This is a genomic window from Tepidamorphus gemmatus (assembly GCF_004346195.1).
GTDB lineage: Bacteria > Pseudomonadota > Alphaproteobacteria > Rhizobiales > Tepidamorphaceae > Tepidamorphus > Tepidamorphus gemmatus.
Genome location: NZ_SMAK01000001.1, coordinates 88,543 through 109,988, shown reverse-complemented (window position 1 = coordinate 109,988; position 21,446 = coordinate 88,543). Strand labels below are relative to the sequence as shown.

Below are 21,446 nucleotides of genomic sequence, written 5' to 3'. Positions count from 1 at the left end.
GGTGTCTGACTGGGCGTCAGCGCCGGGCGGCGACGTGCTCGGGCTTGCCCTTGCGGCGCGTGCCGGCGAAGTCCTCGAGCTGCGCCTCGCTCATCGAATCGTACATCTGCCTGGCAGCGCCCTTCAGCTCCGACACCTTGGTGTTGCCGCGTTTGGCCGACAGGGCCGCTCCGGCCGCCTTCTGCTGGGCTTTCGATTTGGCGGGCATGGCCATCGCCTCCTTCGCTTGCCCCCCGGTTGAACAACCCGTCATCAGTGCCGGAGGTTCCGCGAATCGACCACCGCTACAGCACCAGGCCGCCGTCGACGACGATCGACGCCCCGGTGATGAAGGAGCCGGCCTTCGACGCAAGCAGCAGCAGCGTGCCGTCGAGATCGCCGATGTCGCCGAGCCGCTTCATCGGCACATGCCGCTGGATCATCGTCCTGCCGGCTTCGGTCGCGAAGAAGTCGCGGTTGATCTCGGTCTCGATGTAGCCCGGACAGATGGCGTTGACGCGGATGCCGGCCGATGCCGTCTCCAGCGCCATCGCCTTCGTCAGCTGCACGACGCCTGCCTTGGCCACGGCATAGGCGCCGAGCGTCTTCGAGACGTGGAAGGCGATTGCCGAGGCGATGTTGATGATCGAGCCGCCGCCCGAGCGCGACATCCGGCGGATTGCCTCCTGACCGGTGAAGAACACACCGTCGAGATCGGTGTCGAGAACCTTGCGCCACTGCTCCGCCGTCATGTCGGCGAGCATCGCCTCGACCGCGACCCCGGCATTGCTTACCAGAATGTCGACCGGCCCGAACGCCGCCTCCACCGCATCGAAGGCCGGCGCGATACTCGACAGGTCGGTTACGTCCAGCGCGACGGCGCACGCCCGACCACCATCCGCCTCGATCTCGGCCTTGAGCGCCGCGAGTCGGTCGGTGCGCCGGGCGGCGATTCCGACATTGGCTCCATTGGCGGCGAGAACCTTGGCGAATCGCCAGCCGAGCCCGCTCGAGGCACCCGTCACCAGCGCCGTCCTGCCCGTCAGATCGAACAGGGCGGCGGAGGTCATCGCAGTCGTCATCGGCCGTACACCACCGTCGGAAGCCAGGTCGCGAGTTCGGGCAGATACCACAGCACGATCAACGCGAGAACCTGGATGAACACGAACGGGATGATGCCGCGGTAGATATCCATCGTCCTGACGCTGCGCGGCGCGACGCCGCGCAGGTAGAACAGCGCGAAGCCGAACGGAGGCGTCAGGAACGAGGTCTGCAGATTGACCGCCATCATCACGCCCAGCCAGACCGGGCTCATCGTGCTGCCGTCCGGCATCTCCATCATCAGGAGGATCGGTGCGACGATCGGCACGACGACAAAGACGATCTCGAGGAAGTCGAGGAAGAATCCGAGGATGAACATCAGCACCATGACGGCGATCATCGCGCCGAGGGCGCCACCCGGCATCTGGCTGAGCAGGCTGTGCACCATCTCCTCGCCGCCAAGCCCGCGGAACACCAGGCTGAACAACGCCGCCCCGATCAGGATCACGAAGACCATCGAGGTGATCTGCGTGGTCGAACGCATGACCGGTCCCAGGACATCGCCTCGATGGATCCGCACCAGCGCGACGATCAGTCCGTAGAAGACCAGCAGGCACAGGACGGCGGCGACGATGATCCCGGCCCAGTCGGCCGGCGGGATGACCGTCCGCGCGAAACGCAGGTCCATGTTGGCGGTGAGCAGCAGTACACCGATCAGCGACAGCCCGGCGACATAGATCGGCCACGGCCGGTTCTCGGCCAACCGGTAGCCGGCCAGAAGCGTTGCGCCGATGGCGCCGACGGCGGCGGCCTCGGTAGGGGTGGCGATGCCGCCAAGGATCGACCCGAGCACCGCGACGATCAGGACCACCGGCGGCAGCAGCGCGTGCAGGATCTTGCTGAGTGGGACCGTCCCGACCTCGGCGGCCGGCATCGGCGGCGAGGAGTCGGGCTTCATGATCGCCATCACGATCTGGAAGACGATATACATGCCGACCAGAACCAGGCCGGGGATCAGCGCGCCGGCGAACAGGTCGCCGACCGAGACTGTCTCCGGCGAGAAGATACCCATGTCGAGCTGGGCCTTCTGGTAGGCGTTGGAGAGCTGGTCGCCCAGGATGACCAGCACGATCGAGGGCGGAATGATCTGGCCGAGCGTGCCGGCCGCCGCAATCGAGCCGGTGGCCAGGCGCGGCGAATAGCCGTAGCGCAGCATGGTCGGCAGCGACAGCAGCCCCATGGTCACCACCGTGGCGCCGACGATGCCGGTGGAGGCCGCCAGCAGCGCGCCGACGATCGACACCGAGATGCCAAGTCCACCGCGCAGCGTGCCGAACAGCCGGCCCATCGTCTCGAGCAGCTCCTCGGCAACCTTGGAGCGCTCCAGCATCACCCCCATGAACACGAACAGCGGTACCGCGAGCAGCACCTCGTTGATCATGGTGCCGAAGATGCGCTGCGGAAATGCCATGAAGAAGGAGAGGCTGAAGACGCCGGCCAGGTAGCCAAGCAGACCGAAGATCAGCGCGACGCCGGCGAGCGTGAACGCGACGGGGAATCCGGCCAGCAGCAGGATGCAGACCGCCACGAACATCAGGATGTCGAGCAGATGTGCGAGCGCCGCCATGTCACCCCCCCGCCCGCAAGGTCTCGAGCTCGGTTTCGTCGCCCTGCAGCGCGAGGATCGAATGCAGCGCCATCGACAGCCCTTGCAATGCCATCAGCACCGCGAACACCAGGATCGCGGTCTTCTGCAGGTAGCGTGCCGGAATGCCACTCGCCTCCTGCGACCGTTCCAGGATTGCCCAGGACTGCATCACGTAGGGATAGGCGACCCAGAAGATCAGCACGCAGACCGGGATCAGGAAGACGAGCGACCCGACGAGATTGATCCACGCCTTCGTGCGCGGGCCGGCCTCGCGATAGAATATGTCGACACGCACATGGCCGTCGTGCTTGAGGGTGTAGGCTGCGGTCAGCATGAACAAGAAGCCGAACATGTAGATGATCGCTTCCTGTGCCCAGATGTAGCCGATGCCGAAGACATAGCGCCCGACGACGACAATGAATTGCAACAGGACAATGAACAGTGTCAGCCAGGCGACACGCCGGCCGATATACTCGTTCAGGCCGTCGATGGCGGCGGCAAGACTACGCATGTGTTCCCCCTCGACGCGACCCCCGGCGGGTCTGGTCCCGTGCGGGCCGGACCTTTTTTGCCGAGCGTCGGTTCACATGGCAACGGCGCGGCAGCCGATCCGCCGCCGCGCCGTCCGGTCTCCACGGTTCGGTTAGGAGCCCAGGATCCGGTCGCGGGCAACCGTGTAGGGCTGTTCGGAGATCCTCGTCCAGCCGCCGACGGCCTTGCGCGCGGCAAAATAGCTCTCGTAGATCCGCTTGCCGAGATCGTCCACCTGCCCGACCTCGGCGACAACCTCCTCGGACACCGCCCCGAAGGCATCGAAGACCTCGTCGGGGAACTTCTTCAGGATGACGCCGTGCTGGTTCACCAGAGTGTCGAGCGCGGTGCCGTTGTTGGCCATGAACTCGGCATACATGTAGTCGTTCTCGGCACCGGCAGCGGCCTGGAAGATCGCCTTGTCCGAATCGGTCAGCTTGTCCCAGACCCCCTTGTTGACGCCCATCGCCAAGCCGGAACCCGGCTCGTGATAGCCCGGCCAGTAGTAGTACTTGACCACCTTGTAGAAGCCGAAGGCGAGGTCGTTCTAGGGTCCGACCCATTCCGTCCCGTCAATGGCACCGGACTGCAGCGCGGGGAAGATCTCGCCCCCGGGCAGCGCCACGACGTTGGCGCCCAGACGCCGCAGCACTTCGCCGCCGATGCCGGGCATGCGGAACTTCAGGCCCTTGATGTCCTCGGTGCTGTTGATCTCCTTGGCGAACCAGCCGCCCATCTGCACGCCCGTGTTCCCGGCGAGCATCGGCTTGATGTTGAAGCCGGCCGACAGTTCGTCCCAGAGCGCCTGACCGCCCAGATGGTGGATCCAGGCGTTGAGTTCGGGCGCCGTCATGCCGAGCGGCACGGCAGTGAAGAAGTTGAACGCCTTGTGCTTGCCCACCCAGTAGTATTCCGCACCGTGATAGATGTCGGCGGTACCCTGGGACACGGCGTCGAACGACTCGAACGGCGGCACCAGTTCGCCGGCGGCGAACAGCTTCACGGTAATGCGGCCCTCTGTCATGGCCGTGATGCGGTCTGCGACGCGCTGGGCGCCGGTTCCAAGACCCGGCAGGTTCTTCGGCCAGGTGGTGACCATCTTGAGTTCCTGCCGACCCTGCGAAATCGCGGGCGCGGGGAACGCAGCGGCCGCGATCGTCGCAGCACCGCCGGCGGTAAGACCTGCCTTCTTCAGAAATGAACGACGGTCCATCGAAGTACACCTCCCAAGGATTTCATGGACGTTGACGTCTCGCGGCGGGACCCCGGCCTCCCCTCGTCTTGCTTTTTCGGCCCCATCCGTACCATCCGGTCTATCGCCGCACGGTAGTGGGCGATATAAAGCGCAGGCGACTGAACAAGACAAGCCTGCGCCACTTCGACCTTGGTCTTCATTGGTGATGGTGGCCGATGGTCCGACAAGCCCGAATTTTGGGCAGACGACCAGACGAGCCGGCCAATCTTGTTCGCGCCCCAGCGTAACCCCGGCGGGAATTTCTCCATGCGTTCCTCGATGTCCGATCGCCCCCTGGTGGCCGTCCCGGCAGACCTGAAGACCTTCGAAGGCTATCGCTGGCACAGCGTCGCCGCGCAGTATCTGGAGGCTGCAGTGCGAATCGCAGGCGTGCTGCCGATCGTCGTTCCCGCTCTCGGTGGCGAGGCCGACTACATCGCACTCCTCGACCGCGTCGACGGCCTGCTTCTCACCGGCAGCCGCTCCAATGTGCATCCCGCCCTCTACGGTGTGGAGCCGACGACCGCCCACGAACCGTTCGACGAGGCCCGCGACGCGACCACACTGCCACTGATTCGGGCGACTCTCGATCGCGGCCTGCCCCTGTTCGCGATCTGCCGCGGCATGCAGGAGCTGAACGTGGCCCTCGGCGGTTCGATCGTCACCGAGATTCAGGAACTCCCGGGCCGGATGGATCATCGCGCCCCGGACTCGACCGTTCAGGACGAGCGCTTCGCGATCCGCCACCGTGTCGACATCCGCCCGGGTAGCCGCCTCGCCTCGATCGTCGGCACCGGGCCGGTGATGGTCAATTCGCTGCATCGCCAGGCCCTCGACCGCCTCGGCACCGGGCTCGAGGTCGAGGCGACGGCCGATGACGGCGTCATCGAGGCGGTATCGGTGCGCGGCAGCCCGTTCGCGATGGGCGTCCAATGGCACCCGGAATACTGGGCGGGCAGCGACCCGATCTCCCGCCGCCTGTTCGAGGCCTTCGGCGAGGCGGTTCGCGCGCATCGGTCCGGCGCAGGGCGCACGCTGTCGCGCGCCGGTTAGGCGATCAGTCCTGGCAGTTCGGCGAGACTGGCGATCTCGCCCGCCAGCTCGCCCGGAAGGTTGTCCGGCGGGCTGCCGAGCCGGTTGAGCCGCACCGACCTGAACCCGAACCAGGCGGCGCCGCTGGCGTCCCACGGGTTCATCGAGACGAAGCAGATATGTTCGGCAGGGATGCCGGTCGCCTCGACGGCGAGGCGATAGACCCTCGGGTCGGGCTTGTAGACGCCGACTGCCTCCACCGAGAGCACATGGTCGAGGCTGACGTCGATCCCCGCTGATCTGGTCGCCGCAGCCAGCATGTCGGGCGTGCCATTGGAGAGGATCGCCGTGACCAATCCTCTTTCCCGCAGGGCAGCGAGGCAGGGCCCGGCGTCCGGATAGGCATCCAGCGTCCGGTAGAGCGCAAGCAGCCTGTCGCGCAGCGCGATGTCCGAAACGCCGTGCGCGCTCAGCGCGTAGTCCAGCGCGTCCGCGGTAACGTCCGCGAAGTCGGCATGCGCGCCCATCAGGCTCCTGAGCCAGGTGTACTGCAACTGCTTGTCGCGCCACATCCGCGACACCGCTTCGGCCCGCTCGCCAAGCGCTGAAGCCTCGCGCGCAACGGGCGCATGGACGTCGAACAGCGTGCCATACGCGTCGAAGACGCAGGCGCGGATTCCATCCAGCCGCATGTCAGCCTCCTCGATACGCTTCGACAAGTCTGGTCCGGACCGGCATCCCTGTCTAGGATCGCCGCAGGTCATCCGCGGGAGCCAGCGATGTCGCAAGGCCATCACCACCACGACGAGGATCGCGAGCATGGCGCGGGACTATCTCCGATCGCCATCAGGGTGCGAGCACTCGAATCCCTGCTCGTGGAGAAGGGTTACGTCGATCCGGCGGCCCTCGACCGGCTGATCGAGACCTACGAGCACAAGGTCGGCCCGCGCAATGGCGCCAAGGTGGTTGCCAAGGCATGGAGCGATCCCGTCTATCGCGACTGGCTGATGCGCGACGCGACGGCTGCGATCCACGCGCTCGGCTATGTCGGCCGCCAGGGCGAGCACATGGTGGCGGTGGAGAATACCGACACGGTGCACAACTTGGTCGTCTGCACACTGTGCTCCTGCTACCCTTGGCCGGTGCTGGGACTGCCCCCGGTGTGGTACAAGTCGCCGCCCTATCGCGCCCGCGCCGTGATCGATCCGCGCGGCGTGCTTGCCGAATTCGGCGTCAGCCTGCCCGAGACGGTCGCGATCACCGTCTGGGATTCGACCGCCGAGATCCGCTATCTGGTCATTCCGCAGCGCCCCGCCGGCACCGACGGCTGGGACGAGGACCGGCTTGCCAGGCTCGTCACCCGCGATTCGATGATCGGCACCGGGCTGGCCCTGTCGCCGGAGGAGGCCGCACGCCGAGGGATCCTGTCATGAACGGCGTGCACGATCTCGGCGGCTTCCAGAATTTCGGCCCGGTTCAGCCGGAGCCCGACGAGCCGGTGTTCCATGCCGACTGGGAACGGCGCGCCTTCGCACTGACATTGGCGATGGCCACGCCCGGCGGCTGGAACATCGACATGTCGCGCCATGCCCGCGAAAGCCTGCCGCCGGCACAGTACCTGTCGTCCTCTTATTACGAGATCTGGCTGGCGGGCATGGAGAGGCTGATGATGGCCCGCGGCCTCGTCACGCGCGAGGAGATCGAAACCGGTCGCGCGCTCGTTCCACCGGTCGCCATACCGCAGGTGCTGACGGCCGACATGGTCGAGACGGTGCTGGCCCGCGGCGGTCCGGCCGACCGCGCACCGGCGGGGCCGGCCCGTTTCGCGCCGGGGGATGCCGTGCGCGCCCGCAACCTCCACCCGGCGGGGCATACGCGGCTGCCTCGCTATGCGCGCGGGCGGACCGGCACCGTAGCGCGGGTGCAGGGCTGTCACGTCTTCCCGGACTCCAATGCCCACGGCCGTGGCGAGGCGCCGCAATGGCTCTATTCGGTCCGGTTCGCGGCGCGCGAACTCTGGGGTGAAGCTGCCGCGGCCGGCGACAGCGTTCACATCGACCTGTGGGAGTCCTATCTTGAGCCGGCCTGAGGTGGTTCGCGTGCTCGACGCCCTCCCCGCGATCCCACGCGACCGCGATGGGCCTGTCTTCGCCGAGCCCTGGCACGCCGAGGCCTTCGCACTCGCCGTAGAGCTGGAGGCGCGCGGCGCCTTCACCTGGAGCGAATGGGCCGATGTGCTCGGTGCCGAGATCGCCGCGCTGGGTCCGCAGGCCTGCGGCGAGGAGGCCTATTATCTGGCATGGCTGTCGGCGCTGGAGAAGATGACCGACGCCAAGGGGCTCATCCCCGAAGCCGAGCGCGCAAGGCGCGAGGCCGCCTGGGACCGCGCCGCCCGCGCCACCCCGCATGGCAGGCCGATCGCCCTCGGCACGCGAGACTGAATCTGTGTGGTCGGAAACCGCGCTAGAGTCCTGCTGACAGCGCGCCGCCCAGCAGCAACGTGCCGAATGCCAGCACGGCGAGCGCCGCCAGCAGCTCGAGCGTCTGCACGCCCGCCAGCGCCCAGGATCCGGCAGCCCCGCCGCCCGCGGCGAGCCGTGCGGCAAGGCCGCGCGCGCCGACCGCGAGACCGGCGAGGAGCGCGACCGCCAGCCCCGTCCCGACCGCCATTGCCAGCGTTGCGACGACCCCCACCCAGAAGAGGCCTTGGGAGAACGCGAAGACGAGCACGATCAGCGCGCCGCTGCACGGCCGCAGGCCCACCGCCAGCACGGCCGTCCAGGCGCTCGACAGGGTGAGCCGTCCGCCGAGCGTCGCCGGATCGGGCGAATGCGCATGGCTGCAGCCGCACGCCTGCCGCTCATGATCATGGTGCTGATGATCGTGGCCATGGTGGTGGGCGCCATGGCCAGGATGGCCGACCGGCGGGCCGCCAGCCGTTGCTGCGCGGATCGGGGAAACAACCGGCAGCCGCGCCGCCAGCGCCGATCCCTTCAGCCAGACCAGCCGCAGGCCGATCAGCGTGATCAGCGCGTAGCTCGCAATCTCGATGAGCCCGGTCGCACGGTTCATCGCCATGCTGGTCGCCTTCAGGGCGATCGTCAGCAGCGCGACCAGCGCGATCGCGGTGAGCGCCTGCGCCACAGCTGAGGCGAAGGACAACATGACCCCGCGCCGCATCGTCTGCCGCGTCGCGACCAGGTAGGAGGTGATGATCACCTTGCCGTGGCCCGGTCCGGCAGCATGCAGGACGCCATAGAGAAACGATAGTGCGACGAGCACCCAGCCGGCGGCCGGTTCGGTGCGCAGATTGGCGATCAGCCCGGTCAGCTCGCGGTAGAAGGCCGCCTGCCTCGCGGAAATCCAGCCGAACAGCTCCGCGAAGGGGCCCGTCGCGACGGCGACAGAAGCTTCCGGGCGCGCCACTCCGAACGGGTTGGCCAACGCAATATCGGCGACGAGCACAGCGGTCATCAACACCGCACCAACTGCGGCCATGCGCCCGCCCGTCATCGGCAGATGATCCTGATCGTGTTGGCATTGCCGGAGGTCAGGTCGAGAAGCTCCGGCGGCAGGTCTCGCACGTCGGCCGGAATGCGCGCCAGCATCTCGGCCGTCTTGGGATCGAAGCCTTCAGCCGGCTGGACTTCCGGATAGCATCCGTCCGGCGCATCGACGAGCATCACCGGATCGACGTCGGCCAGGCCGAAATCGACGAAGAAGGTCGGATCGTAGACTTCGATCGCCGCCGATCCGCGCCGCGGATCGAACGGCTCCTTGAGCGGCAGGGTGAAATGCAGCGTCAGCTGGCGGCCGTCATAATCGAGCCAGTAGTCGACCGGCTCGGCGAAGGCGCCATAGACCTCGTCGACATCTGTCAGCCCGAGATAGGTGAAGAACTCGAACTCGTGCAGCGACTCGACATTGACCTGAGCAAGCGGCTGCAGCTCCTCCCGGGTCAGTATCCCGTCGCCGTCCTCGTCGAGACCCTGGGAGGCATAGGCCGAGAATCCATCGTCGAAGGTCCAGCTGTGCCGAACCGCGGAAATCATGCCGGCACGGTCGAAAACGATATCGGACCTGCTGGTGACCCAGACATGGGGATGCGCTGCGGCAGCGGCCGGCGCCAACGCTGCCGCGACGCCGAGCATGGCCCCGCGCACCCACCCTCCCGGATTGTGGCAATTCGATCCTGCCATGCACCCGCTCCGTCCCCGGTTCAAGAGGACAATACCGGCGAAACCGTGACGGCCCCGAACGGCCGCGCGCCCCATGTCAGCGCGCGACGATCACCGGAGCGCCGATGTGGACCCGCTCGTAGAGGTCGACCACGTCCTCGTTGCGCATGCGGATGCAGCCGTTCGAGACCGCATGGCCGATCGAGCCTGGCGCGTTGGTGCCATGGATGCGGTAGGTCGTCCAGCCGAGATAGAGTGCCCGCACGCCCAGCGGATTGTTGTCTCCCCCCGCCACGCTCTTCGGCAGGTTCGGGTTGCGCGCCCGCATGCTCGGCGTCGGCGTCCAGGTCGGGTTGATGCGCTTGTCGCTGACCCAGGTCGTGCCGAACCACTGGTTCTGCGGACTGCCGACGGCGACCGGGTAGCGAATCGCCTTGCCGTTGCCGAGCGCATAATAGAGGTGCCTCTCCGAGGTCTTCACGACGATGGTGCCGTATTCGTAATCCTCGGCGACATCCACGATCTCGCGCGCCTCGCAACGTCCGGCAGCAATTGCTGTGACAATGGCGACCATCAGCGCCACACCGATCAGGCGCACCTCATCGAAGGCCATGGCGGAACTCCCCAGCCAGCGTTTCGCACTGATTCGCCCGACACTATGAGATCACGCAGCGTTAAATTTCTTCAACCGCAGCCGAACGACCCCGGAACCGGGCGGTCGGCCTGCACAGATGTCGGAGGATGGAAATTTCAGTACTCCGGAATATTGAGCATGATTGTTCCGCGATTGCCGCTCTGCACCGAAGCGAAAGGACAATCATTGCCGGGGATGCTGTTACAATTTCGACAGTGCAGGAGCCGCGCGGCCGTGGCAGGCGTCCGCCGCCTGGTCGCGTCGCGCAAGCAACAGGTCGGGATCATGACGCCGTTTCAGCATCCGAGTTTCGATGGCCACGAGCGGATCTGCTTCTTCAGTGAGTCGAAGTCCGGCCTCAGGGCCATCATCGCGATTCACGACACCACGCTCGGCCCGGCGCTCGGCGGCTGCCGGATGTGGGCCTATGCCGACGGCGGCGACCCGCTCGACGACGTGCTCAGGCTGTCGCGTGGCATGACCTACAAGAACGCCCTCGCCGGCCTACCGCTCGGCGGCGGCAAGGCGGTGATCGTCGCCGACCCTGCAACCGACAAGTCGCCGGCCCTGTTCGAGGCCTTCGGCCGCGCCGTCGACAGTCTCGGCGGCCGCTACATCACCGGCGAGGATGTCGGCGTCAGCGATGCCGACATGGAGGTCGTTGCACGCCGGACCGCCCATGTCCGGGGCATCCGCGCGACCGGCCTCGGCGATCCGTCGCCGTTCACCGCCTGGGGCGTCTTCTGCGCCATGCGCGCCGCCGTCAGGTACAGATGGGGCAAACCCTCGCTCGAGGGGCTGACCGTCGGGGTGCAGGGGCTCGGCCATGTCGGCAGCCGACTCGCCGCGCTGGTGCGCGCCGACGGCGCCAGGCTGATCGTCGGCGACATCGATGCGGCGAAGGTGGAGGCTGCACGACGCCGGCTCGACGCCGTCATCGTCGCCGCCGACACCGTCCACGCCGCAGACATCGACGTGTTCGCGCCCTGCGCGCTCGGCAGCGGCCTCAACGAGTCGACCATTCCCGAGATCCGCGCTGCAATCGTCTGCGGCGCGGCCAACAACCAGCTCCGCACCCCGGCCGACGGACTGGCGCTGGCCGCACGCGGCATTCTCTACGCGCCGGATTATCTGGTGAATGCCGGCGGCGTCATCGCGATCGCGCCGGACCGTCCCGGCATCGACGCCGACGCGATGAAGAACCGGGTCGCGCGGATCGGCGACACGCTGACGGCGGTCCTGCGGCGCGCCGAGGCCGAAGGTGCGTCCCCCGAGCAGGTCGCCGACCGGCTCGCGGAAGAGCGGATCGCGGCGGGCCGCGACGCGCTGCTGCGCAGCGCCTGAGGCCGATACCTCAGAACCAGCCCGCGATCATCGCCCGCACCTCGCCCGCCGAGAGCGGCGCCCGGCCGGCGGCAACCGCCGCATCGGCAGCCAGCCGGACGAGATCGGCGTTGCTCGCCGCGCGCTGCCCGTCCGGCAGGAGGAGATTGTTCTCGAAGCCGACCCGGACGTGTCCGCCCTCGGCGATGGCACGGGCCATGCACGCATTTTCCTTCGCGCCGAAGGCGCAGACCGACCAGCACACCGCATCTCGGACCGGTGCCAGCGCCTCAAGCATCGGCGTCAGATCCTCGGGATCGGAAACCTGTCCGACCGTATAGCGGCCAAGCACCAGCAGCACGCTCGGCCGAGCGACCGCGAACAAGCCGGCATCGGCCAGTGCCACGAAGCGGGCGATGTCGGCCGGGTCGTAGAGAATCACCTGCGCCCAGATGCGGGCCTCGCGCATGAAGGCGAACAGGTCGCGGGCGGCCGGCTCGCGGTCCGGCGCGGGCGCGATCTCCCGCAGCGCCAGCGAGACAGCCTCGGGCTCGAGTGCGCGGACGAGGGCGATCTGGTCGTCTGGCGTGTACCGGCCCACCGCCTCGGTGGTCACCTGCAGCACGAGGCCATCGCCGACCGCGCCGCGCACCTCGGCCAGCGCCTCCCGGTAGAGCCCGGCCTCGAGGGAATGGGCCCCCTCGCCGTCGCGCACATGCAGATGCAGCACCGAGGCGCCGGCATCGCGGCACAGCACCGCGTCTGCGGCGAGCTCCGCCGCGGTGAGGGGCAGCTTCGGGTGATCGGCCTTGGTCCGCCGCGCCCCGTTCGGCGCAGCCATCACGATCGTACCGTTCATACCGCGATGTCCGCCAGCGCCGCATCGACGGCGACGGCCAGCCTGTCGACGATCATCGACATTTCCTCGTCGGAGGCGATGAAGGGCGGCGCCAGCAGCACGTGGTCGCCGTCGATGCCATCGGCGGTGCCGTTGCCCGGATAGCAGACCAGCCCCTCGGCCATGGCATGCGCCTTGATCCTTGCGGCGAGGCCAAGACCTCGCCGGAACGGTGCCTTCGTGTCGCGGTCGGCGACCAGTTCGATCGCCCGGAAATAGCCGCGGCCGCGAATGTCGCCAACATGCGGATGCTGGCCGAAGCGGGCTTCGAGCGCTTCGCGAAACGCCTCGCCGTTCACGCTGACCCGTTGCAGGAGGCCGTCCGCCTCGATGACGCGCTGGGTCGCCAGCGCCGCCGCGCAGGCGATCGGGTGGCCGATATAGGTGTGGCCATGGGCGAAGACGCCGCCGGCCTGCTCGATCGTCTCGGCCAGCGCGCCCTTGACCAGCACCGCCCCGATCGGCTGGTGGCCGGCGCCGAGCCCCTTGGCGGTGGTGATCATGTCCGGAACGACCCCGTCCTGCTCGCAGGCGAACAGCGTGCCGGTGCGGCCCATGCCGCACATCACCTCGTCGAGCACCAGCAGCACGCCGTAGCGGTCGCAGATGCGGCGGATTTCGCGGAAGTAGCCTCGCGCTGGTGGCACCGCGCCAGCGGTCGCGCCGACAACCGTCTCGGCAAAGAACACCGACACCGTCTCCGGGCCGAGCCGCAGGATTTCCGCTTCCAGTGCGCGGGCCGCTCGCAGGCCATAGGCCTCCTCGCTCTCGCCCTCGCCCTGGTGGCGATAGGCGTAGCAGGGCTCGATATGGCTAACCGGCAGACCCAGCAGCGGCTCGTAGAGAGCTCGGCGCGCCGGATTGCCACCAAGCGCCAACACGCCGAGCGTGTTGCCGTGATAGGACTGGTGGCGGGCAATGGCATGGATGCGACCCGGTTCACCGCGCTCGACATGTACCTGGCGGGCGAGTTTCAGCGCCGCTTCGTTGGCCTCCGAGCCGCCCGAAACGAAATACACCCGTTCGATCCCCGCGGGCGCGCGGGCCACCAGCCAGTCGGCCAGTGCCTCGGCTGGCTCGTTGGTGAAGAAGGCGGTGTGCGCGAATTCCAGCCGACCCGCCTGGTCGCGGATCGCCGCAACCACCTTCGGATGCAGGTGGCCGAGGCAGGAAACCGCCGCTCCGCCCGAGGCATCGAGATAGCGTTTGCCGTCCCGGTCAATCAACCAGCAGCCCTCGCCGCCCACGGCGACCGGATAGCGCGCCTTCAGGTCGCGGTGGAACACGTGACTCTGGACGGAAGAGTGCGTCGCTGATGTCACCGGAACCTCCCTGCGATCGATCGCGACCCTGTTCTCGGGGCCGAGCTGTTGTACACCGTCCCGCGTCGTTCAATCGAGGCGCGACAGGAACCGGCGATATTCCGGATCGGAGGCGAGCAGCCGTCCGGCCGCCTCGATCACCAGATCGACCTCATCCTGCGGCAGCACGAAAGCCGTCTTGATCGCGTTGAGCCGCGCCCGGAGCGCCGGCTCGGCTCCGTCGAAGCCGATCCTGACCACATGGAAGTTGAGATCGCGGCAGTTCCAGCCGCGCAACGTGCCTCGCAGCCGCTGCACTTCTGCCGACGACAGCCGACAGCGATAGTCGACGAGTTCCTGCCGCCACTTTTCCATGGCCGAGTTGAAGGCATCGAAGGTGTTGCGCGTGTTGGCATCGATCAGCGTGTCGGCCACCGCCATGGCGATCTCGGTCCCGGTCGGGCCGCTCGGTCGCTGCGGCCAGTCGCCTTCCGGGCCGCGTCCGGCGTCCACGACGACGAACAGCATGTTGCGCAGGCGGACCGCCGAGGCCGGCTGCATCGGCTGATAGGGCGCGCTCGCCGTCTCGCGGGCCACCGTCAGGCCGTAGACGCCGAGGTTGTCGGTGATGCCGCCATCGAGCAGCGAGACGTTCGGCAACAGCTTGACGTTCCGGTAGCGCCTGAGCGCCTCGGCATAGGCGCGCAGCACCGCCGAGCCACCGCGCGTGCCGAGCACGTCTGCCACCCAGGCCGGCTCCTGCCAGCTGCAGCGGTCGGCATAGTTGCGGATCAGGATCGGCGCAAAGGCGATCGGCACGGCGGCCGACGCCGCCACCGCTTCCGACAGCGGATAGCGGCCGAGATCGCTGCACAGCACGGAGAAGGTCCGCTGGTCGAAGATGAAGACGTTCCTGTTGTAGATGTCCGAAGCGTTCACCCAGAGCATGGCGTAGCCGCGGTCGACGAGGTCGGCAAAGGTCGCCCCGCCCAACAGGTGCTCGTCGAGCCAGCGCGGCAGGCCGGTGCGATCATTGACGCCGCCCTCGAAGGCGCGCGCGAGGTTCGCAGGCGTCACCCGCGTCCGCAGCGAGGCCTCGACGTTCTGAAGCAGGAAGCGTTCGCGGAAATCGGTGACCGCCGCCGGGCCGCGATAGGCGTAGTAGGCCGCCGCCACCGAGCCGCCGGACACGCCGGACAGGAAGGCAACCCGATCTAGGAGCGTCTTGCCGGGCTCATCGCGAAGCGGCACGGCCGCCAGCGCCTTCATGGCACCGTGGGCAAAGGCTGCCGCGCGCGTGCCTCCGCCAGAGAAAGTCAGGGCGACCGCCGTGTCGCCGTCGATGCGCGGCGAGGGATCCTTCTCCCGGGCGAGGGTCGGCTGTTCGGCCAATGCCACGTTGATCGGAGCATTGTCGATGACCCCGGCGCAGCCGGCCGTGAGCAGCAGGAACGGCAGCACGATCAGTACGCGATACGACATCCAGACGGCCCGCAATCTCGGCGCAACACACGCAATCTAGCCAACCAGCGGGGAATTACCCAGACTGCAATCGCTGCCCGCGCCATTGACCGGCCGGCCGCGCTGGCGCACCGTGCCGCGATGATGTCGCGCTGTCTCGCCCGCCTGGGCGCCGGAATTGTGGCATTCCTGCTGCCGGTCGCACTGACGGCCGCGCCGGCGCTCGCCCAGGAAGAGACCGGCGTGATCAGCCGTGCCGCGCCGGAGCCGGCAACCTATTCCGGCGGGTCCGCGGCACCGGCCACCGCGACACGGCAAATGGTCGTCACCGCGCATCCGCTGGCCAGCCGGGCGGGACTGAACGCGCTGCGCGACGGCGGCAGCGCGGTCGATGCGGCGATCGCCGCGCAGATGGTGCTCGGTCTCGTCGAGCCGCAGTCCTCCGGAATCGGCGGCGGCGCGTTCCTGTTGCACTGGGATGCGCAAACCGGCGCGGTGACGACATGGGACGGCCGCGAGACGGCCCCGGCCGCCGCCCGCCCGGACCGCTTCCTCAGCCCGGACGGCACGCCGCAGCGCTGGCCGGACATGGTGCCGGGCGGCCTGTCCGTGGGTGTGCCGGGCACGCTGGCGATGCTGTACGCGGTCCACCAGAAGCACGGGCGGCTACCATGGGCGCGGCTGTTCGACGAGGCGATCCTGCTCGCCCGCCACGGCTTCGGCGTGTCGTCCCGGCTGTCCGCACTGCTCTCGGCGATGGGACCGGCCGCCTTCTCCCCCGCAGCGCGGGACTATTTCTTCGGCGAGGACGAGGCCGGACCGCTGCTGGGCGAGGTGAGGCAGAACCCCGAATATGCCGAGACGCTGGAACGGATCGCGATCGAGGGGCCCGACGCCTTCTACCGCGGCGAGATCGCCGACGACATCGCCAGCGCCGTCCGCAATGCCTGGCGCAACCCGGGCGATCTGACCGCTGCCGACCTGGCCGGCTATACGGCCGTCGAGCGTCCCGCCGTCTGCGCGCCCTACCGCCTCTACTGGGTTTGCGGCATGGGCCCACCCTCCTCCGGCGGAATCGCGGTGGCGATGACGCTGGCGATGCTGGAGCGGTTCGATCTCGGCGAGGTGCCGACGCCGGAGGCCCTGCACCTGATCGGTGAGGCCGAGAACCTGGCCTTCGCCGACCGCGACCACTATGTCGCCGATCCGGACTTCGTGGCGGTGCCCGAGGGGCTGCTCGATCCGGGTTATCTGGCGCAACGATCCGCGCTGATCGATCCCGTCCGTGCCGGCGGCATTCGTGACTCCGGCACGCCGCCGGGTGTGGCCGAGCCGCCAACCCGGGACACGACCCGCGAGGCACCGGGCACCAGCCAGATCACCGTGATCGACGCCGACGGCAACGCGGTGTCGATGACCACGACGATCGAGTCGGCGTTCGGCTCGCGCCTGTTCGTGCGCGGCTTCCTGCTCAACAACGAGCTGACGGATTTCGCCTTCGTGCCGGACGACGCCGGGCGGCCGGTCGCCAACCGGGTCGAGGGCGGCAAGCGGCCGCGCTCGTCCATGGCGCCGACCTTCGTGTTCGGCCCGGACGACCGGCTGCGGATGATTCTCGGCTCGCCCGGCGGCAGCCGCATCATCCCCTATGTCGTCAAGGCGATCGTCGCCCATCTCGACTGGGGCCTCGACCCACAGGCCGCTGCCGACATGTTCAACTTCGGGGCCCGCAACGGTCCGTTCGAGATCGAGCGCATCTCCGGCGCCGATGACTGGATTGCCGCGCTCGAGGCGCTCGGCCACGCGCCGATGAAGGTCGAGATGACGAGCGGCCTCAACATCATCGTGGTGCGCGACGGCGGCATCGAGGCTGGCAGCGACCCGCGCCGCGAGGGCATGGCGCTCGGTGACTGACCGGCGGGCAGGTGGCAGGGCGCCCGCGACACGATCCGATGGCCGGCAGCCCATGTCACGGTCCGATGGCGGCACCCCGGACGCCGGACGGCGTATGGACGCGCCGAGCGGGTCCTCGCCGATCGGTACGCCGCACCTCGGGTCGGATCGCCCCAGACTGAAGCGGTCCGACTCTGGCTTCTCGTTTGGCCGCGCAATGGAACCTGTGAACCGGACTCCACCTCACCTGATCACGCTCTAAAGGGTCCTGAACCGCGCACGGGCGCCGCGCTCGATCGCGGCACAGACCAGCGGATCGAGACCGAGACGATCCCGGACGATCTGCAACAGTCGCAGCTCCTCCTGTCCGACGTCGAGATCGGCGGCGGCCACGTCGACCGCAAGCGCGTAGGCCGTGTCGTAGAGCCGCGCCGGCAGCGACTGGGTGATGACCCTCAGCACCTCGTCGAGGCCATCATCGTCGTTGAGGATCTCGCCGCAGTCCTCCGCCACGGCGACCAGGCGCTCGATGTCGAAGCCGCGGAACACAGGGAGTCGCTGGACGATGCCGCCGATCCGCCGCAGTTCGTTGTCCGTCATGGCGCGGTCGGCAGCCGACATCGTCACCATCATGTAGATGAGTGCCTCCTCCGGGCTGACCTTTTTCGCCATGTCGCGTCCTTTCGGCTGATCGGTGTCGAAGCTGCGCGACCCTAGTCGCTCGCCTTGCGGCGGACAAGCGCCAAGCGGGCGCCCGGCCCGGGCACCACCCCCGATCGTCCTCGACGATTGACGCGGGCGGGGCTCCTCCATAGGGTCCGGGCCGACTGCAGAAGGGCCGCAGCCGGGACATCCGACCATGAGCGAACTCGTAGAGAAGGCAAGCGAGGCAGGCGCACGCCTGCGCGAATTGGCGCTGGAATGTCGCGCCTGGCCGTTCGAGGAGGCCCGCAAGCTGATCGTTCGGCGCGAGAAGGTCGGCGCGCGCAAGCCGCTGGTCTTCGAGACAGGCTACGGCCCGTCCGGCCTGCCCCACATCGGCACCTTCGGCGAAGTCGCGCGCACCACGATGGTCCGTCACGCGTTCCGGGTGATGACCGGCGACACGGTGCCGACCCGGCTTGTCTGCTTCTCCGACGATATGGACGGCCTGCGCAAGGTGCCCGACAATGTGCCCAACCGCGAGCTGCTCGCCGCCCATCTCGACCGGCCGCTGACCAGGGTGCCCGATCCGTTCGGCGAATATCCGAGCTTCGGCGAGCACAACAACGCCATGCTGCGGGCCTTCCTCGATGCGTTCGGCTTCGAGTACGAGTTTGCCAGCGCCACTGACTTCTACACCCGCGGCAGCTTCGATCAGGCGCTAATCCGCGTGCTCGAGCGCTACGATCAGGTGATGGATATCATGCTGCCCTCGCTACGCGAGGAGCGGCGCCGGACCTACAGCCCGTTCCTTCCGGTGAGTCCGCATTCCGGCAAGGTGCTGCAGGTTCCGATCATCGAGTACGACCTCGCCTCGGCAACGATCGTCTACAAGGAACCGGAAACCGGCAAGCTCGTCCATCAGCCGATCACCGGCGGCAATTGCAAGCTGCAGTGGAAGGTTGACTGGGCGATGCGCTGGTACGCGCTCGGCGTCGATTACGAGATGTCCGGCAAGGACCTGATCGATTCCGTCAAGCTGTCGAGCCAGATCTGCCGGGTCCTCGGCGGCGTGCCGCCCGAAGGTTTCAACTACGAGCTGTTCCTCGACGAGAAGGGCGAGAAGATCTCCAAGTCGAAGGGCAACGGCCTGACCATAGAAGAGTGGCTGCGCTATGCCAGCCCCGAAAGCCTGGCGCTGTTCATGTACCAGTCGCCGCGCAAGGCAAAGCGGCTGTATTTCGACGTGATCCCGAGGCATGTCGACGACTATCTGGCCTTTCTGGAGGCCTATCGCCGGCAAAGCCCGGAGGAGCAGTTGCAGAACCCGGTCTGGCACATCCACTCGGGCAATCCGCCCGCGGTCGACCTGCCGATCTCCTTCTCGATGCTGCTCAACCTTGTCTCCGCGTCGAACTCCGAGGACAAGGCGGTGCTGTGGGGCTTCATCCGCCGCTACGCGCCCGGCGCGCGGCCGGAACATCATCCCGAGCTCGATCGGCTGGTCGGCTACGCCATCAACTACTTCCACGACTTCGTGTTGCCCACCAAGCAGTACCGCGCCCCCGACCCGACCGAGCGCGCCGCGCTTGCCGACCTCTCCGCCCGGCTTGCCGCGCTCCCCGACGGAGCGGACGCCGAGATGATCCAGAACGAGGTTTACGAAGCCGGCAAGGCGCACGGCTTCGCCAATCTGCGCGACTGGTTCCGCGCACTCTACGAAGTGCTGCTCGGCCAGAGCCAGGGTCCGCGCTTCGGTTCGTTCGTCGCGCTGTATGGAATCGCCGAGACCCGAGCCCTGATCGGCCGCGCGCTTGACGGCAGCCTGCACGAGGCGGGATAGGGCGCGGCTACTGCTGCACCGCCGGAGGTGCGAGGTCGACCGGAGCGTCCGGCGGTGCAGCGGACCGGGGGGCCTGCCGGGACTGCGCAGCGTCGGGAGCGAGAGGAGCGGGCAAGCCGGGGATGCTGTCGCGCGGCAGCTCCGGAGCCGTGAAGGCCGACAGCGACGCCGCACCGGAGGTGACCGCGTCACCGGCGCGCCATTCGGCGGCATGGACGCCGCGCCGGTCGCGCCGCGCGGCCTGCGCTTCCGCCGCGTAGGTGTCTGCGTCCGGCTCCGCCCAGCCATGCGCAACGAGCCAGCCGTTGATGTCCTGCAGGCCGACCGAGCAGGTCGCGGCGCTCACCCCGTCGCGCTCGGCGATCAGCGCACAGTCGACGGCACGATTGCGGATCAGCATGCGCAGCGCCGCGGCGGCGGCTCGCCCGCAAGGCCACTCTCGGCCGCTCGCATCGGTACAGGTCTGATCGGCGCCGACCGGCACAATCCCGGCGAGCCGGATCACCGTGTCGCCGGCCCTCAGCGTCCCGGCATCGGCGACCACCACCCGATGGAAGCGGCGCGGCCGAGCCGGCTCGGGAGGCGGGCCGGTCTCGCTGGCGGGCTCGGCGTAGCGGGCGGTGGGACGCTGCAGCACGTTTGGCGGGGTCACGTTGCGGGCGACGCGCCCGCTCGGCGGCAAGGGATCGTCGTCGGGCCGGGCGCTCCCGGCCGTCGCGGCGGGGGCGGTGCCCGGTGATGGCGGCAGCGTATCCGACGATGGCGGCAGGGTCAGCGGAGCGGCCCGCCGCGAATCCGGGTCCCGCGATGCCGACGGCAGAAGTCCGGGTACCGGCGCGTCGCGCTCTGGCTTTGGTGCCGGCTGCGTGACCGGCGCGGGCTGGGGCGCGGTATCGCCGGCCTGCTCGGAGACCGCGGCCAGCCCCCTCCCCCCCTCCGGAGCGAACAGGCCGAAGCCGTTGAGCACGACTCCGTACAGACTCGCCACGAGGACGATGAGCAACGCCAAGCCGAACCCGAACGAACGCATCATGCCGCGGATCAATCCAGACCAGTCGTGGCCGCTGCCGCCATGCTCGCCGATCGCGACCGCCTCCGCAACCGGCAGCGCGCCGCGCCGGACGCCGTCACTGGCTCGCCCAGATGATCCGCGCCATCCATTCGATCTGCTCGACGCCGAGCACGCGATTCTCGTGCTCCGGGTTGAGCGAATGCAGCTCCACGGTCCGGGCCGTCCTTCGGGCGAGTACCTTGGCCATCACCTCGCCGTCGCGGGTCTTGACCACGACCCGGTCGCCGCGCCGGATCGAGGCGCCGGGCGACACGATCACGCGGTCGCCATCCCGGTACAGCGGCAACATCGAATCCCCGGTCACTTCCAGCGCATAGGCATGCTCGTCGCCGACGTCGGGGAAGGTCACCTCGTCCCAGCCGCTGCCGACCGGATAGCCGCCGTCATCGAAGAAGCCGCCGCCCCCGGCCTGGGCAAGCCCGATCAGCGGCACCGAACGCGACCTGTAGGGGGTTTCATCGATGCCGGGTTCGCGCATCAGCGCGATGAATTCGTCCATCGTCGAGCCGGTGGCCTCGAGGATCTTGGCGATCGATTCGGTGTTGGGCCAGCGCAGCCGTCCGTCGCTGCCGGTCCGCTTCGACCTGTTGAAGGTCGTGGGATCGAGCCCGGCGCGCCGCGCAAGCCCCGATACGGACAGCGAATGGCGCGCCGCCAGCGCGTCGATCGCCGCCCAGATCTGGCGATGGGACAACATGATCGATGCCTCCGGCCGTCCGGGGAACGTTTGCGGAAT

General features: G+C 68.3%; 21 protein-coding genes and 1 pseudogene. 7 read left to right on the top strand and 15 right to left on the bottom strand.

Annotated features, from left to right (window positions below; genetic code table 11):
* Nucleotides 1-16: 16 nt before the first annotated feature.
* The 5 genes and pseudogenes from EDC22_RS00520 to EDC22_RS00500 form a co-directional block, all read right to left on the bottom strand.
* Nucleotides 17-208 carry a DUF3008 family protein gene (locus EDC22_RS00520; RefSeq protein WP_132804646.1) on the bottom strand — a complete coding sequence of 64 codons (192 nt, stop codon included), beginning with the start codon at nucleotides 206-208 and terminating at the stop codon, nucleotides 17-19.
* Between the two features lie 76 nt (nucleotides 209-284).
* Complete coding sequence (locus EDC22_RS00515) at nucleotides 285-1,061, bottom strand: SDR family NAD(P)-dependent oxidoreductase (RefSeq protein ID WP_245499566.1); 777 nt, start codon at nucleotides 1,059-1,061, stop codon at nucleotides 285-287.
* Nucleotides 1,058-2,647 carry a TRAP transporter large permease gene (locus tag EDC22_RS00510; protein WP_132804645.1) on the bottom strand — a complete coding sequence of 530 codons (1,590 nt, stop codon included), beginning with the start codon at nucleotides 2,645-2,647 and terminating at the stop codon, nucleotides 1,058-1,060. The genes EDC22_RS00515 and EDC22_RS00510 overlap by 4 nt, the downstream gene beginning before the upstream one ends.
* A 1-nt stretch (nucleotide 2,648) precedes the next feature.
* Complete coding sequence (locus tag EDC22_RS00505; protein ID WP_132804644.1) at nucleotides 2,649-3,179, bottom strand: TRAP transporter small permease subunit; 531 nt, start codon at nucleotides 3,177-3,179, stop codon at nucleotides 2,649-2,651.
* A 132-nt stretch (nucleotides 3,180-3,311) separates the two neighbouring features.
* Nucleotides 3,312-4,412, bottom strand: a pseudogene (locus tag EDC22_RS00500) (TRAP transporter substrate-binding protein).
* 288 nt (nucleotides 4,413-4,700) lie between these two features.
* On the opposite strand from EDC22_RS00500, the gene EDC22_RS00495 reads away from it, so the two are divergent.
* Entirely contained in the window at nucleotides 4,701-5,486 is a 786-nt protein-coding gene (locus EDC22_RS00495) for a gamma-glutamyl-gamma-aminobutyrate hydrolase family protein (RefSeq protein WP_207903655.1), read from the top strand.
* Here EDC22_RS00495 and EDC22_RS00490 read toward each other — a convergent pair.
* Nucleotides 5,483-6,157: a haloacid dehalogenase type II gene (locus EDC22_RS00490; protein WP_132804643.1), complete on the bottom strand. Its 675-nt coding sequence runs from the start codon at nucleotides 6,155-6,157 to the stop codon at nucleotides 5,483-5,485. The two genes, EDC22_RS00495 and EDC22_RS00490, sit on opposite strands and share 4 nt — an antisense overlap.
* Nucleotides 6,158-6,244: 87 nt before the next feature.
* On the opposite strand from EDC22_RS00490, the gene nthA reads away from it, so the two are divergent.
* Genes nthA through EDC22_RS00475 form a run of 3 tightly spaced genes read left to right on the top strand, consistent with a single transcriptional unit; the run spans nucleotide 6,245 to nucleotide 7,906 of the window.
* On the top strand, nucleotides 6,245-6,898 hold the full coding sequence (nthA, locus tag EDC22_RS00485; RefSeq protein WP_132804642.1) for a nitrile hydratase subunit alpha: 654 nt from the start codon (nucleotides 6,245-6,247) through the stop codon (nucleotides 6,896-6,898).
* A complete protein-coding gene (gene nthB, locus EDC22_RS00480) occupies nucleotides 6,895-7,554 on the top strand; it encodes a nitrile hydratase subunit beta (protein WP_132804641.1) in 660 nt (219 codons plus the stop codon). The genes nthA and nthB overlap by 4 nt, the downstream gene beginning before the upstream one ends.
* On the top strand, nucleotides 7,541-7,906 hold the full coding sequence (locus EDC22_RS00475) for a nitrile hydratase accessory protein (protein ID WP_245499565.1): 366 nt from the start codon (nucleotides 7,541-7,543) through the stop codon (nucleotides 7,904-7,906). Before nthB ends, EDC22_RS00475 begins: the two co-directional genes overlap by 14 nt.
* A gap of 22 nt (nucleotides 7,907-7,928) precedes the next feature.
* Here EDC22_RS00475 and EDC22_RS00470 read toward each other — a convergent pair whose 3' ends face one another.
* The 3 genes from EDC22_RS00470 to EDC22_RS00460 form a co-directional block, all read right to left on the bottom strand.
* Nucleotides 7,929-8,978, bottom strand: coding sequence for a nickel/cobalt transporter (locus EDC22_RS00470; RefSeq protein ID WP_132804640.1), 1,050 nt, complete (start codon nucleotides 8,976-8,978; stop codon nucleotides 7,929-7,931).
* On the bottom strand, nucleotides 8,975-9,664 hold the full coding sequence (locus EDC22_RS00465) for a DUF1007 family protein (protein WP_165926734.1): 690 nt from the start codon (nucleotides 9,662-9,664) through the stop codon (nucleotides 8,975-8,977). Before EDC22_RS00465 ends, EDC22_RS00470 begins: the two co-directional genes overlap by 4 nt.
* A gap of 76 nt (nucleotides 9,665-9,740) precedes the next feature.
* Entirely contained in the window at nucleotides 9,741-10,256 is a 516-nt protein-coding gene (locus tag EDC22_RS00460; protein ID WP_132804638.1) for a L,D-transpeptidase, read from the bottom strand.
* Between the two features lie 255 nt (nucleotides 10,257-10,511).
* Here EDC22_RS00460 and EDC22_RS00455 point away from each other — a divergent pair, with 255 nt between their 5' ends.
* Nucleotides 10,512-11,621, top strand: coding sequence for a Glu/Leu/Phe/Val family dehydrogenase (locus EDC22_RS00455; RefSeq protein WP_245499564.1), 1,110 nt, complete (start codon nucleotides 10,512-10,514; stop codon nucleotides 11,619-11,621).
* A gap of 10 nt (nucleotides 11,622-11,631) precedes the next feature.
* Here the strand turns inward: EDC22_RS00455 and EDC22_RS00450 are convergent, their stop codons facing one another.
* The 3 genes from EDC22_RS00450 to EDC22_RS00440 all read right to left on the bottom strand — a co-directional run bounded on the left by EDC22_RS00450 (nucleotide 11,632) and on the right by EDC22_RS00440 (nucleotide 15,281).
* Complete coding sequence (locus tag EDC22_RS00450; RefSeq protein ID WP_132804637.1) at nucleotides 11,632-12,459, bottom strand: beta-keto acid cleavage family enzyme; 828 nt, start codon at nucleotides 12,457-12,459, stop codon at nucleotides 11,632-11,634.
* Entirely contained in the window at nucleotides 12,456-13,820 is a 1,365-nt protein-coding gene (locus tag EDC22_RS00445; RefSeq protein ID WP_132804636.1) for an aspartate aminotransferase family protein, read from the bottom strand. Before EDC22_RS00445 ends, EDC22_RS00450 begins: the two co-directional genes overlap by 4 nt.
* A 69-nt stretch (nucleotides 13,821-13,889) precedes the next feature.
* Entirely contained in the window at nucleotides 13,890-15,281 is a 1,392-nt protein-coding gene (locus tag EDC22_RS00440; protein WP_132804635.1) for a patatin-like phospholipase family protein, read from the bottom strand.
* A gap of 159 nt (nucleotides 15,282-15,440) precedes the next feature.
* Here EDC22_RS00440 and ggt point away from each other — a divergent pair, with 159 nt between their 5' ends.
* Nucleotides 15,441-17,174, top strand: coding sequence for a gamma-glutamyltransferase (ggt, locus tag EDC22_RS00435; protein WP_342635136.1), 1,734 nt, complete (start codon nucleotides 15,441-15,443; stop codon nucleotides 17,172-17,174).
* A gap of 237 nt (nucleotides 17,175-17,411) precedes the next feature.
* Here the strand turns inward: ggt and EDC22_RS00430 are convergent, their stop codons facing one another.
* Nucleotides 17,412-17,825 carry a tellurite resistance TerB family protein gene (locus EDC22_RS00430; protein ID WP_245499563.1) on the bottom strand — a complete coding sequence of 138 codons (414 nt, stop codon included), beginning with the start codon at nucleotides 17,823-17,825 and terminating at the stop codon, nucleotides 17,412-17,414.
* 187 nt (nucleotides 17,826-18,012) lie between these two features.
* Between EDC22_RS00430 and EDC22_RS00425 the strand changes: the two genes are divergently transcribed.
* Nucleotides 18,013-19,638 carry a lysine--tRNA ligase gene (locus EDC22_RS00425; RefSeq protein ID WP_132804633.1) on the top strand — a complete coding sequence of 542 codons (1,626 nt, stop codon included), beginning with the start codon at nucleotides 18,013-18,015 and terminating at the stop codon, nucleotides 19,636-19,638.
* Nucleotides 19,639-19,645: 7 nt separating this feature from the next.
* On the opposite strand, the gene EDC22_RS00420 is transcribed toward EDC22_RS00425, so the two are convergent.
* Complete coding sequence (locus EDC22_RS00420; protein ID WP_132804632.1) at nucleotides 19,646-20,671, bottom strand: thermonuclease family protein; 1,026 nt, start codon at nucleotides 20,669-20,671, stop codon at nucleotides 19,646-19,648.
* Nucleotides 20,672-20,765: 94 nt separating this feature from the next.
* Nucleotides 20,766-21,407: a LexA family transcriptional regulator gene (locus EDC22_RS00415; protein WP_132804631.1), complete on the bottom strand. Its 642-nt coding sequence runs from the start codon at nucleotides 21,405-21,407 to the stop codon at nucleotides 20,766-20,768.
* Nucleotides 21,408-21,446 lie beyond the last annotated feature (39 nt).